A 16,748-nucleotide genomic window follows, 5' to 3' on the forward strand; every position below is an offset into this window, starting at 1 on the left:
GGCTCCCCGGCGACCGAGCGTAGGATCGGCGCCATGGCTGACGGCGACGAGACCTCCTGGTGGTACAACTCCAAGACCGGTGCGGTGGAGCAGGGGTACCAGTCCCCGTCCGTCGACCGCGTCGGTCCCTTCTCCTCCCGCGAGGAGGCCGCGGCGGCTCCGGAGCGACTCCGCGAGAACAGCCGGAAGTGGGCCGAGGAGGAGGCCGCGGAGGACCGCTGAGTCCGGCTACTCGTAGCTGTGCTCGGGGCCGGGGTACTCCCCGGACTCGACGTCCTCGCGATAGGCGGTGACCGCCCCGGTGAGCACGCCCCGCAGATCGGCGTACTGCTTGACGAAGCGGGGGACGCGACCGGTGGTGAAGCCGGCGAAGTCCGTCCAGACGAGCAGCTGACCGTCCACGTGCGGCCCGGCGCCGACTCCGATCGTCGGGATGCGGAGCTCCTCGGTGACCCGGCGGGCCGCCTCGGTCGGCACCATCTCGAGCACGACCGCGAACGCGCCGGCCTCCTCCACCGCGCGAGCGTCGGCGAGCAGCTGCTCGAGGCCCTCGCCGCGCCCCTGCACGATGTGGCCGCCCAGTCCGTGCTCGCTCTGCGGAGTGAAGCCGATGTGCGCCATCACCGGGATGCCCGCGTCGACGATCCGGCGGATCTGCTCGGCCGAGCGCACCCCGCCCTCGAGCTTGACCGCGTGGGCGTGCGTCTCCTTCATGAAGCGGAACGCCGTGTGCAGTGCGTCGTCCGGGCCGGACTCGTAGGAGCCGAACGGCATGTCGGCGACGACGAAGGCCCGCTCCACGGCTCCGGCGACCGCACGCGCGAAGGGGATCAGCTCGTCGACCGTGACCGGGAGGGTCGTGTCGTAGCCGAGCACGTTGTTGCCGGCGGAGTCGCCCACCAGGAGGAAGTCGATGCCCGCCTCGTCGAAGATCCGCGCGGTGAGCTGGTCGTAGCTCGTCAGACCAGTGATGCGGACACCGGAGTCCTTCGCGTTCTGGAAGTGGCGGGTTCGAACGCGTTTCACGGGCTGCGCTGACATGCGCGCCAGTCTACCGGCGGGGCGGCGCACGGCCCGGGCTCTGCGCACCGCCCCGCGGACGGTGAGCGGAGCCACTAGCCTTAGAGCCGAGCAGGAAGGGCCTCGATGGACAAGCAAAGGGACTTCGTTCTTCGCACCATTGAAGAGCGAGGGATCAAATTCGTTCGCCTCTGGTTCACCGACGTCGTCGGCACTCTGAAGTCGGTCGCGATCGCGCCGGCGGAGGTCGAGGGGGCGTTCGCCGAGGGCCTCGGCTTCGACGGATCGGCCATCGAGGGTCTGACCCGCTCGTTCGAGGCCGACGTGCTCGCGCACCCGGATCCGTCGACCTTCCAGATCCTCCCGTGGCGCGGCGAGATCGATCCGACCGCGCGCATGTTCTGCGACATCACGACTCCCGACGGCCAGCCTGCCGTCGCCGACCCGCGCAACGTGCTCAAGCGGACACTCGCCAAGGCCGCCGAGCGCGGGTTCACGTTCTACACGCACCCCGAGATCGAGTTCTACCTGCTGAAGTCGTCGACGTTCGGTGCGGAGGGCCCCGAGCCCGTCGACTCCGCTGGCTACTTCGACAACGTGCCCGGTGGCACCGCGCACGACTTCCGCCGCCGATCGGTGCGGATGCTCGAGGACCTCGGCATCTCGGTCGAGTTCAGCCACCACGAGGCGGGCCCCGGTCAGAACGAGATCGACCTCCGCTACGCGGACGCCCTCACGACCGCCGACAACATCATGACGTTCCGCACGGTCATCAAGGAGGTGGCGATCGAGCAGGGCGTGTACGCGACCTTCATGCCCAAGCCCCTCTCCGGCTACCCCGGATCGGGCATGCACACCCACCTCTCGCTCTTCGAGGGCGACGTCAACGTGTTCTACGAGCAGGGCGCGCAGTACCAGCTGTCGAAGCTGGGGCGTCAGTTCATCGCAGGGCTGCTCAAGCACGCTCCAGAGATCACGGCGGTCACCAACCAGTTCGTGAACTCCTACAAGCGGCTCTGGGGCGGCGACGAGGCCCCCAGCTACGTGTCGTGGGGCCACAACAACCGCTCCGCCCTCGTGCGCGTGCCGCTGTACAAGCCGAACAAGGGCCAGTCCTCGCGCATCGAGTACCGCGCTCTCGACTCGGCCGCCAACCCCTACCTCGCCTACTCGCTGCTGCTGGCCGCGGGACTCAAGGGCATCGAGGAGGGCTACGAGCTCCCCGCCGAGGCCGAGGACAACGTCTGGTCGCTCACCGACGCCGAGCGCCGCGCCCTCGGCTACAGCCCGCTGCCCGCGAGTCTCGACCGCGCCATCTCGCTGATGGAGGAGTCGGAGCTGGTCGCCGAGACGCTCGGCGAGCAGGTGTTCAACTTCGTGCTGCTCAACAAGCGGAAGGACTGGGCCGAGTACCGCGCCCAGGTCACTCCGTACGAGCTGCGCAGCAACCTCGAGATGCTCTGATCCGCTCGTCGCATGGCTCGCGAACGCACTCTCAGTGACATCGCGCGCCTCGGTTTCGCCGAGCTCGGCGAGACCGGGGCGCGGATCGCGGAGGCGGAGCGGCTCGCCGGGCGGTCTCTGGCCTCGGTCGTCCCCGCGTTCGCGTCGGTCGCGGACCCGGATGCGGCGCTCCAGGCGCTGATCGATCTCCTTCGCAGCCACCGCGATCGGATGGACGCCGTCCTCGCCGACGACGACGCCCTCGTCCGGCTCCTGAAGGTCACGGGGGCGTCCTCGGGCATCGCCGACTTCCTGCAGCGGCGTCCGGACGAGTTGCGGAGCCTCCTCGATCCGGTCCTCACCCTGCCCGGCCGTGCCGAGCTCCGCGATGACCTCCTCGAGTCCGTGGGCGCCGTCGACGGATTCGCGGCGCTGGGGGAGGAGGCGGGCTGGGTCGCGCTCCGCGTCCGCTACCGGCGGCTCCTCATCCGCATCGCCGTGCATGACCTGTCGCAGGCCGATCCGGTCGCTGCGATCGACCGGGTGACCCGGGCTCTCGCCGACCTCGCGGGTGCCGCTCTGGAGGCCTCCCTCGCAGTGGCCCGGGCGGATCTCGTCGCCGGAGTCGGCCCGGGCCGCTTCACGCGCGACGAGGTCGCCGCGACGCGCCTCGCGGTCATCGGAATGGGCAAGGCCGGGGCGCACGAGCTCAACTACGTCAGTGACGTCGACGTCATCTTCGTAGCCGAGGGCGACCCCGAGCACGAGCTGTCGAACGCGCGGGCGATCGACATCGCGACCCGGCTGGCCGTCCTCCTCATGCGCGGTGCCTCCGCGCTGGCGGTCGAACCCGAGCTCTGGGAGGTCGACCCGAACCTGCGGCCCGAGGGCAAGCAGGGCGCTCTGGTGCGCACGCTCGAGTCGCACGTCACCTACTACGACCGCTGGGCGAAGAGCTGGGAGTTCCAGGCCCTGCTGAAAGCCCGTCCGCTCGCGGGCGACGTCGGGCTCGGTCAGGCCTACGTCGACGCGGTCGCTCCGAAGGTCTGGTCGAGCGCGTCGCGCGAGAACTTCGTCGAATCGGTGCAGCGGATGCGCGAGCGCGTCACCGAGCACATTCCGCAGAACGACGTGCACTACCAGCTCAAGCTCGGCCCCGGCGGCCTGCGGGACATCGAGTTCACCGTTCAGCTCCTGCAGCTCGTGCACGGGCAGACGGACGACGAGATCCACATGCCCGGCACGCTCCTCGCACTCGGCGCACTCGCCGACCGCGGCTACATCGGCCGCTCCGCCGCCGACGAGTTCTCGAAGGACTACCGAGCGCTCCGCCTGCTCGAGCACCGCCTCCAGCTCCGCCGGCTGCGCCGCACGCACCTCATGCCCCGCGACGAGCACGAGCTGCGGACGCTGGCGCGCTCGAGCGGTCTCGCGCGGTCCGCCGAGGAGCTCCTCGCCCTCTGGAACGGCATCAAGCACCGCGTCCGGGGCCTCCACGAGCGCCTCTTCTACCGCCCGCTGCTCTCGGCCGTCGCGTCGCTCCCGGACGGCGGGGCCGAGCTCTCGACCGTGCAGGCGGAGGCGCGACTCGCCGCCATCGGCTTCACCGACGCCCGGGGTGCGCTCGGCCACATCGCCGCGATGACCTCCGGAGTCTCGCGCCGCGCGAGCATCCAGCGGCACCTGGTCCCGGTGATGCTGCAGTGGTTCGCCGACGGTGCCGATCCGGACTACGGGCTGCTCGCCTTCCGGCGACTGAGCGACACCCTCGGCGGGACGCCGTGGTTCCTGCGCATGCTGCGCGACTCCTCCGGTGCCGCCAAGCGGCTCACGACTGTGCTCTCCGGCTCCCGCTACGTCGGCGAGCTGCTCGACCGCATCCCGGAGTCGGCCGCCTGGCTCGAGGACGACGACGACCTCCGCCCGCGCAGCGCAGGCCAGCTGGCCGAGGAGGTCCGCGCGGTCCTGGCCCGTCACGACACTCCGGAGGCCGTCGCGGGCGTCCTGCGGGCCATGCGCCGACGCGAGGTCCTGCGCACGGCCGTGGGCGGCGTGCTCGGCCTGAGCACCATCGAGCAGATCGCGCAGAGCCTCACCGACATCATCTCGGCGCTGCTGACCGGTGTGCTGGCGTCGGTCCGCCGCGCGAGCGCCGACCGCCCCGGCGCCGACCTCCAGTTCGCCGTCATCGGGATGGGCCGATACGGGGGAGCGGAGCTCGGCTTCGGCTCGGATGCGGACGTCGTGTACGTGCAGCGTCCCGGCTCGGGCGAGCCGCGAGACGCTCAGCTCTACGCGCAGTTCCTGGTCTCGGAGCTGGTCCGCCTGACCGAGGACTCGCGGCTGCCCCTCGACCTCGACGCCGATCTGAGGCCGGAGGGGAAGAACGGCCTGCTCGTGCGCTCGCTCGACTCCTACCGCGCCTACTACGCGCGCTGGTCGCTGACGTGGGAGGCGCAGGCGCTCCTCCGAGCCCGCGGGGTCGCCGGCGACGAGACGCTGATCCGCGACTTCGCCGCCCTCGCGGACGGCATCCGCTACCCGTCCGCGATCTCGGACCGCGACATCCGCGAGGTGAAGCGGATCAAGGCGCGCGTCGAGAACGAGCGTCTGCCGCAGGGCGCCGACCCGAAGCGCCACCTCAAGCTGGGCCGCGGCTCGCTCAGCGACGTCGAGTGGCTCGTGCAGCTCCTCCAGCTGCAGCACGCGCACGCGATCCCGGAGCTGCGCACGACGTCGACCCTGACCGCCCTGCGCGTGGCCGAGGAGGCGGAGCTGTTGACGGCGGCCGACGCCGAGCGGCTCCGCGCCGCCTGGCTGCTCTCCTCCCGGGTGCGCTCGGCGATGACGCTCTGGTCGAACCGCACGAGCGACGTGCTCCCGACCGACAGGATGCAACTCGAGGGTGTCGCCCGACTCCTCGAGTACCCGGCCGGCTCCGCCACGCAGCTCGAGGACGACTACCTCGGCGTCACCCGGCGCGCCCGCGCAGTCTTCGAGCGCCGCTTCTACGGTCCGGCCGACGGCGAGCCGACGACGCGCTGAAACGCTCCGGCAACGACGGAGGACCGCCCTCCCGAAGGAGAGCGGCCCTCTGCGATCCGAAGCGGATCGTGCCGAGTCGGCTCAGACGCCGTAGTACAGCTCGAACTCGAAGGGGTGCGGGCGCTGCGCGAGCGGCTTGATCTCCTTCTCGCGCTTGTACTCGATCCAGGTGTCGATGAGCTCCTGGGTGAACACGCCGCCCTGCAGCAGGAAGTCGTGGTCGGCCTCGAGGGCGTCGAGAGCCTCTCCCAGGGTCGCGGGGACCTGCGGGATGAGCTTCGCCTCCTCGGGGGGCAGCTCGTAGAGGTCCTTGTCGACCGGCTCGTGCGGCTCGATGCGGTTCTTGATGCCGTCCAGGCCCGCCATCAGCTGCGCGGCGAAGGCGAGGTAGGGGTTCCCCGAGGCGTCGGGCGCACGGAACTCGATGCGCTTGGCCTTGGGGTTGGTGCCCGTGATCGGGATGCGGATCGACGCGGAGCGGTTGCCGGCCGAGTAGACCAGGTTGACCGGCGCCTCGAAGCCCGGGATCAGGCGGTGGTAGGAGTTCACCGTCGGGTTCGTGAACGCGAGCACGGCGGGGGCGTGCTTGAGCAGGCCTCCGATGTACCAGCGGGCGAGGTCGGAGAGTCCGCCGTAGCCGTTCTCGTCGTAGAAGAGCGGCGTGCCGTCGTTCCACAGCGACTGGTGGGTGTGCATGCCCGAGCCGTTGTCGCCGAAGAGCGGCTTCGGCATGAACGTGGCGGTCTTGCCCCACTGCTCGGCCGTGTTCTTGACGATGTACTTGAACTTCAGGATGTCGTCGGCCGCGTGCACCATGGTGTCGAAGCGGTAGTTGATCTCGGCCTGTCCGCCGGTGCCCACCTCGTGGTGCGAGCGCTCGAGGATGAGGCCGGCGTCGATCAGCTTGAGGCAGATGTCGTCGCGCAGGTCGGCCTGCTTGTCGACGGGGCTCACGGGGAAGTAGCCGCCCTTGTAGGGCGTCTTGTTGCCGAGGTTGCCGCCCTCTTCGACGCGGCCCGAGTTCCAGGCGCCCTCGACGGAGTCGACGGAGTGGAACGCCGAGTTCTGCGTGATCTCGTAGCGGACGTCGTCGAAGATGTAGAACTCGGCCTCGGGGGCGAAGAACGCGGTGTCGGCGATGCCGGTCGAGGCGAGGTACTTCTCGGCCTTCTTGGCCACCTGGCGCGGGTCCTTCGAGTAGATCTCGCCGTTGCGCGGGTTGTAGATGTCGAAGACGAGGATCAGGGTGCGCTCGACGCGGAACGGGTCCACGTAGGCGGTCGTCACATCGGGGATCAGCTGCATGTCCGACTCGTGGATGTTCGCGAATCCACGGATCGAGGACCCGTCGAAGAGCTGGCCGACCGAGAAGAACTCCTCGTCGACGGTCGAGGCGGGGATGTTGAAGTGCTGCTGGACACCGGGGAGATCGGTGAACCGGATGTCGAGGAACTTGACGTCCGTGTCCTTGATGAACTTGAGCACCTCGGAAGAATCTTTGAACATGCAGAAGTCTCCTATGGCATAACGGGTTACTGCTGAGCGCAGCCGTCCCAGGCTAGTCACGGGGTGTGTCCCTGGAGTGTCCCCCTTGTTTCGAGCGTGTTACGTGAGTCTGACTCATCCTGGCTCCGCGGGCCGGACGGGGTGCTCAGGAGGCGCCGATACGATGGATCCATGCCCGGACCGGAACGCAGGACCTTCGCCGATGTGCCCCCGAGCCACTGGCCCGGGGAGCGGCTCGGTCTGCCCCGCGAGGGGCGGATGTCGATCGCGAGACCGGGTCGCCGCTTCGCCGCTCTGGCCGTCGACTTCGCGATCGCTGCGCTGATCTCGCTCGCGTTCTTCTCCTACGACCGCTGGGCGAGTCTGATCCTCTTCGTGATCCTGCAGGCGGTCTTCATCCCGACCATCGGGGGTGGCATCGGGCACCGCCTGCTCCGGATGCGCGTCGTCCGACTCGGCGGCGGCTGGGTGGGGGCGTGGCGCCCGCTGGTGCGGTCGCTGCTCCTGGCCGTGCTCGTTCCCGCGCTGGTCTGGGACTCCGACCAGCGCGGCTTCCACGACAAGGTCGCGGGAACGGTGCTCGTCCGCTACTGAGCGGTCGGCACCGAGCGGTCGGCGCCGCGCTCAGCGCGAGCGCTGCGGACGCACCTTGAACGGGTCGACGCCCTTCGGGATCGGCAGCGACGTGTTCAGCGAGGCCAGCCGGTTCTTCACCGCGAGGACCTCGGCCTTGGTCAGCGCTTTCTTCGTCTTCGCGAGGGTCCGGGGGATGCGGTGCAGTGGAACGGAGTCGGCGTCGGGGCCGACATGGACGAACGTGACGGGCACGTTCGGGAGGATCCGAGTCACCTTGCGGCGCTCGTCGTCGAGCATGCGCTTGGTCCGGCCGGAGGGGCCCTCGGCGATCAGCACGACGCCGCCGCGGCCGACGGCGCGGTACACGGCGTCCTGGGTCTTCCCGTTCACGGCGACGGGCATCTCGGTCCCGGTCCACGTGCCGCGGAGGCCGCTGCGCAGCACCGCGCCCACGGCGCCGGGCTGGCCCGCGATCTGACCGTAGGCCGCGCGCTCGGCGCGACGGGAGAGCACGGCGAGTCCGGCCACCATGCCGGCGAGCACGCCGACGAGCACCCAGAGCGCGATGACGAAGCCGTTGCCTCCGCCCAGCAGGATCCCGAGGAGGACGCCGAGGAGCACGGGCAGCAGCGTCGCGAGCAGGATGATCCAGACCGCGCTGCTGTCGTAGCGGCGGGTCATCTGGAACACCTGCCACATCTGCTTGAGACGTCCGGGTTCCTTGACCGCCTTCGTCGACGGTTCCGTGCTGCGTGCCATGTCCTCAAGGATACCGAGCCGCCCCGGCCGCAGGGACCGTTCCCCCTCGATCCACGAGCCGCTCCTCCCCGGCGGCCGCTCTGCCCGAGTCGTCCACAGATCGGGACCGGCCGACTCCACCGTGTGGTGGGTCGGTCGATCCTCGGGGGATGGGATCGGAGACGGGGCGGGTGCAGGAGGAGCGAGGACGACTGGTCGCGGGCTACGAGGTCGTCGGCCCGTCGGCACGCGGACACCTCGTGCGCGGATCCGAGGGGGAGGTCCTCGAGGCGCGCATCTGCTCCGCCGACGAGGCCGCCGCGGCCCTGCGGGACGGGGCGGCCCGGCTTCCCGAGCACGGGCACCGCGAGTCCCTGGTCGACCTCAGCGAGGACGACGGAGTCGTGATCCTGCTGACGCGGCCGGCGGTCGTGGAGACACTCGCCCGGATCCTGGAGCGAGGGCACCGGCTGCCAGCGGGTGCCGCGGTCACCGTCCTCGCTCCGATCGCGGGGGCACTGCGGGACGCCGCTGATCACGGCGTCGACCTGTCGATCGGCACCGGATTCGTCGGCCTGACGGCGGAGGGGCGGCCCGTCCTCCTGCTGGGAGAGGAGGGCGCCGAGTCCACACCGGCGTCGGCCTTCCGCGCGGTGCTGCTCGCGGCCGCTCCGGAATCGGCTCCTCCGGACGACGCCGATCTCGCTGCACTCGAAGCGCACCTCTACCGCTGGGCGGCGCCCGTTCCTCTCGGAGAACTGCTCACGACGCCCGCGGTCCCGCTCGTGTCGAACGGTCCGGAGGCGGAGCCGACCGGCCCGTCCCGCGCTCGCACGCGCACGGCGGAGATCACCGCGGTGTGGCGACTCCGATTCCGGCGCCGGTCCGCGACGGCCGGGGCGTCGGAGCTCGCCCGGCATCGGCGCGTGCACCCCCTCGACGGCTGGAGGAGCCGCGCCGTCGCGAGGGCGACCGCGCGTCGCGGTCCTCTGCTCGCTGCGGCGGCGGTCGTCGTGGGAGCGCTCGTCGCCGGGCTCGTCTCGGGGAACGAGCAGGACGCCAGCGCGCCGCGCGGGCGAGCCGCGTCGGCCGCTCCGACCGGAAGTGCCCTGGAGGTCCTGCTCCGGCCTCCCTCCGCCGACCTCCCGGCCGCCGAGGCGGCGACCGCGCTGCTCCGGAGCTTCGCGTCCTGCTCCGGTGCGATGGAGCGGAGCTGCATCGACAGCCTGAGCGCCGAGGATTCGCCGCTGCGCTCGGACGGCGGACCGGACTTCGTGGCGGCGCTCGGAACGGTCGACCACGCCGCGCTGACGGAGGAGCAGGGGGCGTCCGCCCTCCTCTCGATCGATGCGACGGCCGAGGCGGGGGAGACGACAGCGGCCTCCGTCCTGATCATCAGGACGGAGGCCGGCTGGCTCCTGCGCGAGGTGTTCACCGAGGAGGGCGGCTAGGCCGTCCCCTCAGCGGACGAGTCCGCTCAGATGCCGAGGTCGTTCTCGAACGAGCCCTCCTCGAGGCGCTCCTTGATCGCGACCAGGAAGCGCGCCGCGTCGGCACCGTCGACCGTGCGGTGGTCGTACGAGAGCGCGAGGTACACGGTCGAGCGGATCGCGATGACGTCCTGACCGTCGACCTGCAGCACGGCGGGCTTCTTGGTCACGATGCCGGTCCCGAGGATCGCCGTCTGCGGGAGGAAGACCACCGGAGTGTCGAACAGCGCGCCGCGCGATCCGGTGTTGGTGAGCGTGAAGGTACCGCCGGCCAGCTCGTCGGGCTTGAGCTTGTTGTTGCGCGTGCGCTCCGCGAGGTCGCCGATGGTGGAGGCGATCTGCGCGAGGTTCAGGTCCGACGCGTTCTTCAGGACCGGGGTCAGCAGGCCGCGCTCGGTGTCGACCGCGATGCTGATGTTCTCGTGGTCCGGGTAGACGATCGAGTCGCCGTCGAGGGTGGAGTTGATGACCGGGTAGGCCTTCAGCGCCTCGGCGGCCGCCAGCGCGAAGAACGGGAGGAAGGACAGCTTGGCGCCGGTCTTCTCCTGGAAGCTCTTCTTCACCGAGTCGCGGAAGCGGGCGACGTTCGTCACGTCGACCTCGACCACCGAGGTGAGCTGAGCGGTCGACTGCATCGACTCGACGGCACGCTGGGCGAGGACCTTGCGGAGGCGCGACAGCGACTGCGTGGTTCCGCGCAGCGGCGAGGTCTCGAGCGGGGTGCGGGCGGCCTTCGCCGCGGCGGCAGCCGGAGCCGAGACCGGGGCGGGAGCCGACTTGGCCGCCTCGACGGCGTCGAGGACGTCCTGCTTGCGGATGCGTCCGCCGACGCCGGTGCCGGTGAGCGACGCGAGGTCGATGCCGTGCTCGCTCGCGAGCTTGCGCACGAGCGGGGTCACGTAGCCGGGGTTCGAGTCGGTGGGCTCGGGGGTCGCCGCCTGGGCGGGCGCGGCGGCGGCGGGCGCCGGCGCCGGAACAGAGGGAGCCGGTGCGGCGGCCTCGGGCGCGGCGGGCTTCTCGGCGGCGGGGGCCGGCTCGGGCTCGGCGGGGGCCGGGGCCTCCTCCTCGCTGTCCGAGTCGACCGACGGGGTCGCCACGTCGGTGGGCTCGGTCTCGGCGGCCTCGACCTCCGGAGCCTCCTCGGCGGCGGGGGCCTCGGGCTCGGCGGGCGCGGCAGACGCGGAACCGTCGCCGATCCGGACCAGCTCGGCGCCGACCTCGACGGTCTCGTCCTCCTGGACGAGGATCTCCTCGATGACACCGGCGACGGGCGACGGGATCTCGGTGTCGACCTTGTCGGTCGATACCTCGAGCAGGGGCTCGTCGACCTCGACGCGATCCCCGACGTTCTTCAGCCAGCGGGTGACCGTTCCTTCCGTGACACTCTCTCCGAGTGCCGGGAGGCTGACGGATTCGCTCATGATCCTGTCTCCTTAAGACGTGTGCGTACAGTGTTCAGCTTAGTGATGCGGGAGCGGCGGGTCGCCGCCCCGCGGTGGTGCTAGAGGGCGTGCAGGGGCTTCCCGGCCAGCGCGAGATGCGCCTCGCCGAGCGCCTCGTTCTGAGTCGGATGCGCGTGCACGAAGGGTGCGACGTCCTCCGGGTGCGCCTCCCAGTTCACGATGAGCTGGGCCTCGCCGATCAGTTCGCCGACCCGGGCGCCGACCATGTGCACGCCGACGACCGGTCCGTCCACGACGCGGACGACCTTCACCGATCCGCTGGTGCCCAGGATCGTGCTGCGCGCGTTGCCGCCGAGGCCGTAGTCGTATGCGGCGACGCGCTCGGCTCCGTACTGCGCCACGGCGCCCGCCTCGGTCAGCCCGATGGAGGCCACCTCGGGATCGCTGTAGGTCACCTTCGGCACGTTGAGGTCGCTCACGACCTGCGGGGCGAGTCCGGCGATCTCCTCGGCGACGAAGATCCCCTGCTGGAAGCTGCGGTGCGCGAGCTGCAGCCCGGGGACGATGTCGCCGACGGCGTAGACGCCCGGAACCGAGGTCCGCAGGCGCTCGTCCGTGACGACGAAGCCGCGATCGAGCGCGACTCCGGCCTCTTCGAGCCCGATGCCGGCCGTGACCGGACCCCGGCCGACGGCGACGAGCAGCAGCTCGCCCTCGACGACGGTGCCGTTCTCGAGCGACACGCTCACTCCGGTGTCGGACTGGGACACGGAGGAGACCCGCGAGCCGAGCTGGAACGCGATGCCGCGCTTGCGGAACGCGCGCTCGAGCTGTCGGCTCGCGCTCTCGTCCTCGTTCGGCACGAGGTGGGGGAGCGCCTCGACGATCGTGACCTCGGCGCCGAAGGAGCGCCACACGCTCGCGAACTCGACGCCGATGACTCCGCCGCCCAACACGACGACGCGGGCCGGCACATGGTCGAGCTCGAGCGCCTCGTCGCTGGTGAGGATCCGGCCGCCGATCGTGATGCCCGGGAGCGTCCGCGACGCGGAGCCGGTCGCGACGACGATCGAGCGTCCGTGGAGGACGTGCTCGCCCACCGTCACGGTGCTCGGACCGGTGAGTCGGCCGCCCCCCTCGACCACGGTGATGCCGCGCGAGGAGACGAGGCTCTGGAGGCCCTTGTACTTGCCGGCGACCACGCCGCGGCGGTACTCGGTCACCCGCTCGACGTCGATGCCGTCGAAGCTCGCGCGGACGCCGTACTTCTGCGCGTCCTTGGCGCCGTCCGCCAGCTCCGCCGCGTGCAGGAGGGCCTTGGTCGGGACGCAGCCCCGGTGGAGGCAGGTGCCGCCGAGCTTGTCGCGCTCGACGAGAGCGACGTTCATCCCCAGCTGGGTGGCTCGCAGCGCCGCGGCGTAGCCGCCGCTGCCCCCGCCGAGCACGACCAGGTCGTAGCTCTCTTCCGACACCCGGTGACTCCCTTGCGACGTGCGGCCCCCGGTCGCTCCGTACCGGTCGCGACGCGGAGCGCAGCGCGGAAGGAGGAGGGGACGAGGCGGGATCTCCCGCCCCGTCGACCCTACTACGCGCTCGCGAAGCCCTCGGCCAGCGCGACGAGCGCCCGCACGGACACTCCGGTCGGCCCGGCGCCAGTGAAGCCGTAGGCGCTGCCCGAGTTGTTCGCCGGACCGGCGATGTCGAGGTGGGCCCACGGGATCGTGGTGGCGTCCTCGCCCTCGCCGCGCGTGCCGACGAACTCGCGGAGGAAGTGCCCTGCGATGAGCATGCCTCCGGCGGTGCTGCCGATCTTCACGTTGGCGAGGTCGGCGACGTCGGAGTTGAGCAGTGGCCGCAACTCGGGCGGGAAGGGCATCTGCCAGAACGGCTCGCCCGCGACGGTGGCCGTGCCGATCACGCGGGCCACCAGCTCGTCATCGCCCATGACGCCCGTGTAGCGGTTGCCGAGCGCGACCATCGCCGCTCCCGTGAGGGTGGCGACGTCGATGATCGCGTCGGGCTGCTCCTCGCTCGCGGCGACGATGCCGTCGGCGAGCACGAGGCGCCCCTCCGCGTCGGTGTTGAGCACCTCGACGGTCGTGCCGCCGCGGATGGTCAGCACGTCGTTGGGGCGGATCGCGCTGCCGGAGGGCAGGTTCTCGGCGATGCAGAGCCAGGCCGTCACCCGTACCGGCAGGGCCAGCTCGGCGACGGCGCGGGCGACCGCCCAGACGGTCGCCGCACCGGTCATGTCGTACTTCATCCCGACCATCGAGGCCGGCGGCTTGAGCGAGAGTCCGCCGCTGTCGAAGGTGATGCCCTTGCCCACGAGCGCGAGATGCGCGGTAGCGCCCTCGGGCGAGTAGGCGACCTTGACCAGGCGCGGGGGCCGGGTCGATCCGCTGCCGACCCCGAGGATCCCGCCGAAGCCGTCCTCGGCCAGCGCCGCCTCGTCCCAGACGGTGACCTCGAGGGGCAGGCCGGCCGCTCCGTCCTGCACCGCCTCGGCGAGGGTCTGCGGGTAGAGGTGCGACGGCGGGGTGTTGACGAGGTCCTTGACGGTGGCGACCGCGCGGCCCAGCACGAGGGCGCGCTCGAGGAGCGCCGGGTCCGATTCGGCGTCGGTCGTGACGACCAGGACGGACTCGACCGGGGTCTTCACCGTCTCGGCCGTGGTGCCGCGGAAGGCCGAGAAGGAGTAGGCGCCGAGCGCGGCTCCCTCGGCGACGGCGGCGAGGGCCTCCGGCGTGGTCGCGGGAAGGGCGAGGGCCACGGAGGCGGTCCCCGCGAGGGTGCGCACGGCGAGGCCGGCGGCGGTGCGCAGGACCGTGGGGGAGGGGTCGTCCGAGCCGAGGCCGACCAGCACCAGGACGCCCGCGGGACCGGCCGACGGGACCCGGAGGACCGACTCGACGGATCCGGTCGCACCCAGCGACGGAAGGGCCCTCACCACGTCCTCGAAGCCGTCCGCGCCGACGATCCGGGGGCCGTCCGGGCCCGGAGCGACGCCGAGGACGAGGGCGTCGATGTCGATGTCGGAGGCGGGCGCGGTCGTGTACTCGAGAGAGGAGAGGGGCATGGCGGCCATGCTAGGCCGTGTTCCCGAGCACTGTTCGCTCAGGGCTCAGCGCCGCTCGCCGGCCCCTGCTGGGCGCCGTCTACAGTGGAAGGCATGCTGGATCCGGAAGACCTGTTCGAGATCGAGGGCGACCTCGCCGACGTGCCGCGCGGGCTCCACCTCGTCGCCGGACTGACCGGTTTCACCGACGCCGGAGGCGCCGTCGGCCAGCTGAACGAGTACCTCCTCGACACGCTCCAGCACCGGGCGATCGTCGCGTTCGACCAGGACCAGCTCCTCGACTACCGCGCGCGGCGCCCCATCATCACGTTCGACCAGGACCACCTGACCGACTACCGTCCGGCGACGCTGCGCCTCTCGCTCGCCCACGACGAGCTGCACCAGCCGTTCCTCCTCCTCACCGGCTTCGAGCCCGACTTCCAGTGGGAGCGGTTCACCCGCGCGGTGGTCGGCCTCATCGACCGCCTCGAGGTCGCGGGGACGACCTGGGTGCACGCCATCCCGATGCCCGTGCCGCACACGCGGCCGGTGGGCGTGACCGTCAGCGGTAACCGCGAGGACCTCGTCGAGGCGATGTCGGTCTGGCGCCCGCACACGCAGATCCCCTCGAACGTCCTGCACCTGCTCGAGTACCGCCTCTACGAGCTCGGGATGCCCGCCGTCGGCTTCGCGCTGCTCATCCCGCACTACCTCTCGGACACCGAGTACCCGCAGGCCGCCGTGGCCGCGCTGGAGAGCATCTCGGCGTCGACCGGCCTCATCTTCCCGACCGACCGGCTGCGCGAGAGCGGGCGCGAGTTCCTCGCGAAGGTCGACGAGCAGGTGGGCGGCAACGACGAGCTGCAGAAGCTGGTCGCGGCGCTGGAGTCCCGTCACGACACCTACATGGAGGGCACGAGCCTCCGCTCGCCCCTGACGGACGAGGACGGCGCGGTCCCGAGTGCGGACGCGCTGGCCGCGGAGCTCGAGAAGTTCCTGGCCATCCGGCGCCCGGGCGACGAGGCCGCGGGCGCCTAGCCCTGCCCCCCGGTGGGGGTGCGCGGGCTTGATAGGCTCGGGCGAGTGCGATCTCGTCGAGCGTGGTTCGTCTTCGGAGCCGGTGCCTTCGCCTACCTGGTGGCGGTCCTCGACCGCACCACCCTGGGCGTCGCAGGGGTCGACGCGGCTGAGCGCTTCGACATCACCGCCGCGGTGCTGTCCTCGCTCGCCGTCGTCCAGCTGATCGTCTACGCGGGGATGCAGATCCCCGTCGGCATCCTGATCGACCGGTACGGACCTCGGACGCTCATCCTCTCGGGCACGGCGCTCATGATGGTCGGCCAGGTGGTGCTGGCAGTCGCTCCGTCGATCGGAGTCGCGATCGTCGGCCGGATCCTGGTCGGCGCGGGCGACGCCGCGATCTTCACGTCCGTCATCCGCCTCACCGTCGCCTGGTTCAGCGGCCCGATCGTGCCCCAGCTGTCGCAGTGGATCGGGAACATCGGGCAGGTCGGCCAGATCCTCTCCGCCCTCCCGTTCGCGGCAGTCCTGCACTCGGCGGGATGGACGCCCGCCTTCCTCTCTGCGGCGGGGCTGGGTGCGGTCGCGTTCCTCGGCGTGCTCCTCCTCGTCAGCGATCTGCCGCCCCGGACCGAGCCGATCGTCCTGACACCGCCGACGCTGCGGGCGACGATCGCGCAGCTCGGGGTGAGCCTGCGGAGGCCGGGGACCCAGCTCGGCTTCTGGTCGCACTTCGTGACGCAGTCCTCGGGGACGGTCTTCACCCTGCTCTGGGGGTACCCCTTCCTCGTCTACGCCATCGGCCTGCCGCCCGCGGTCGCGGCGCCGACGCTGACCATCGTGGTGATCGCCGGCATCGTGGTGGGGCCGGTCCTCGGCGTGCTCACGGCGCGGCATCCGATGCGCCGGAGCAACCTGGTGCTCGGGATCGTGTCGACCATGGCGCTCGCCTGGACCGTCGTGCTGCTCTGGCCGGGAGTGCCGCCGTACTGGCTCGTCGTGCTCCTCCTGATCGTGATCGGCGCGGGCGGGCCCGGATCGATGATCGGCTTCGACTTCGCCCGCACCTTCAACCCGTCCCGGAGTCTCGGTGCCGCGAACGGAGTCGTGAACGTCGGCGGGTTCCTGGCGAGCTTCACGATGATGTTCGCCATCGGGCTCATCCTCGACGCGCTCGCCGGGCCCGGAGCGGACTCCGCCTCGCTGTACTCGATGGAGAGCTTCCGCCTCGCGTGGTGCGTCCAGTACGTCGTGGTGGGGCTCGGAGTGATCGGTCTGATCAGCGCCCGTCGGCGCACCCGCCGTCGCCTGGCTGAGGACGAGGGAATAACGGTGGCTCCTCTCTGGGTTGCACTGAGTGACCGTCTGCGCCGAGGACGATCCGGTCGCTGACGAAGCGCACCGGCCCTTCCTCCGGCGGGGATCGCGGGTCGGCGGGATCGGCGCCGG

Annotated in this window: 13 protein-coding genes; 7 read left to right on the forward strand and 6 right to left on the reverse strand. The window is 71.2% G+C overall.

Annotation, left to right across the window (positions count from 1 at the left end):
* Positions 1-33 precede the first annotated feature (33 nt).
* Positions 34-222 (forward strand): hypothetical protein, encoded by a 189-nt coding sequence (locus ASF46_RS08230; RefSeq protein WP_055792325.1) that lies wholly within the window; start codon positions 34-36, stop codon positions 220-222.
* Positions 223-228: 6 nt separating this feature from the next.
* Here the strand turns inward: ASF46_RS08230 and panB are convergent, their stop codons facing one another.
* Positions 229-1,041 (reverse strand): 3-methyl-2-oxobutanoate hydroxymethyltransferase, encoded by an 813-nt coding sequence (gene panB / locus ASF46_RS08235; RefSeq protein ID WP_056867077.1) that lies wholly within the window; start codon positions 1,039-1,041, stop codon positions 229-231.
* Between the two features lie 105 nt (positions 1,042-1,146).
* Between panB and ASF46_RS08240 the strand changes: the two genes are divergently transcribed.
* A complete protein-coding gene (locus ASF46_RS08240; RefSeq protein WP_056867078.1) occupies positions 1,147-2,484 on the forward strand; it encodes a glutamine synthetase family protein in 1,338 nt (445 codons plus the stop codon).
* Positions 2,485-2,496: 12 nt separating this feature from the next.
* Positions 2,497-5,508 carry a bifunctional [glutamine synthetase] adenylyltransferase/[glutamine synthetase]-adenylyl-L-tyrosine phosphorylase gene (locus tag ASF46_RS08245; RefSeq protein ID WP_056867079.1) on the forward strand — a complete coding sequence of 1,004 codons (3,012 nt, stop codon included), beginning with the start codon at positions 2,497-2,499 and terminating at the stop codon, positions 5,506-5,508.
* Between the two features lie 81 nt (positions 5,509-5,589).
* On the opposite strand, the gene glnA is transcribed toward ASF46_RS08245, so the two are convergent.
* Positions 5,590-7,014 (reverse strand): type I glutamate--ammonia ligase, encoded by a 1,425-nt coding sequence (gene glnA, locus ASF46_RS08250; RefSeq protein WP_055792314.1) that lies wholly within the window; start codon positions 7,012-7,014, stop codon positions 5,590-5,592.
* A gap of 171 nt (positions 7,015-7,185) precedes the next feature.
* On the opposite strand from glnA, the gene ASF46_RS08255 reads away from it, so the two are divergent.
* Positions 7,186-7,608, forward strand: coding sequence for a transporter (locus ASF46_RS08255; protein ID WP_056867080.1), 423 nt, complete (start codon positions 7,186-7,188; stop codon positions 7,606-7,608).
* 30 nt (positions 7,609-7,638) lie between these two features.
* Here the strand turns inward: ASF46_RS08255 and ASF46_RS08260 are convergent, their stop codons facing one another.
* The gene (locus tag ASF46_RS08260) at positions 7,639-8,349 is read right to left on the reverse strand and encodes a DUF4191 domain-containing protein (protein ID WP_055792309.1); all 711 of its coding nucleotides are present in this window, start codon (positions 8,347-8,349) and stop codon (positions 7,639-7,641) included.
* Between the two features lie 149 nt (positions 8,350-8,498).
* Between ASF46_RS08260 and ASF46_RS08265 the strand changes: the two genes are divergently transcribed.
* Positions 8,499-9,779: a hypothetical protein gene (locus tag ASF46_RS08265; protein ID WP_056867081.1), complete on the forward strand. Its 1,281-nt coding sequence runs from the start codon at positions 8,499-8,501 to the stop codon at positions 9,777-9,779.
* Positions 9,780-9,805: 26 nt separating this feature from the next.
* On the opposite strand, the gene sucB is transcribed toward ASF46_RS08265, so the two are convergent.
* From sucB to ASF46_RS08280, 3 genes are all read right to left on the reverse strand, one after another.
* Positions 9,806-11,239 carry a 2-oxoglutarate dehydrogenase, E2 component, dihydrolipoamide succinyltransferase gene (gene sucB, locus ASF46_RS08270; RefSeq protein ID WP_055792304.1) on the reverse strand — a complete coding sequence of 478 codons (1,434 nt, stop codon included), beginning with the start codon at positions 11,237-11,239 and terminating at the stop codon, positions 9,806-9,808.
* A gap of 80 nt (positions 11,240-11,319) precedes the next feature.
* Entirely contained in the window at positions 11,320-12,693 is a 1,374-nt protein-coding gene (lpdA, locus tag ASF46_RS08275) for a dihydrolipoyl dehydrogenase (protein ID WP_056867082.1), read from the reverse strand.
* Positions 12,694-12,806: 113 nt separating this feature from the next.
* Positions 12,807-14,300, reverse strand: coding sequence for a leucyl aminopeptidase (locus ASF46_RS08280; protein ID WP_056867518.1), 1,494 nt, complete (start codon positions 14,298-14,300; stop codon positions 12,807-12,809).
* A 93-nt stretch (positions 14,301-14,393) separates the two neighbouring features.
* Between ASF46_RS08280 and ASF46_RS08285 the strand changes: the two genes are divergently transcribed.
* Positions 14,394-15,317 carry a proteasome assembly chaperone family protein gene (locus ASF46_RS08285; RefSeq protein WP_056867083.1) on the forward strand — a complete coding sequence of 308 codons (924 nt, stop codon included), beginning with the start codon at positions 14,394-14,396 and terminating at the stop codon, positions 15,315-15,317.
* 45 nt (positions 15,318-15,362) lie between these two features.
* Entirely contained in the window at positions 15,363-16,691 is a 1,329-nt protein-coding gene (locus tag ASF46_RS08290) for an MFS transporter (protein WP_056867084.1), read from the forward strand.
* The last annotated feature ends 57 nt before the right edge of the window (positions 16,692-16,748 follow it).

Source organism: Rathayibacter sp. Leaf296 (assembly GCF_001423045.1).
In the GTDB taxonomy this organism is placed as follows: domain Bacteria; phylum Actinomycetota; class Actinomycetes; order Actinomycetales; family Microbacteriaceae; genus Rathayibacter; species Rathayibacter caricis.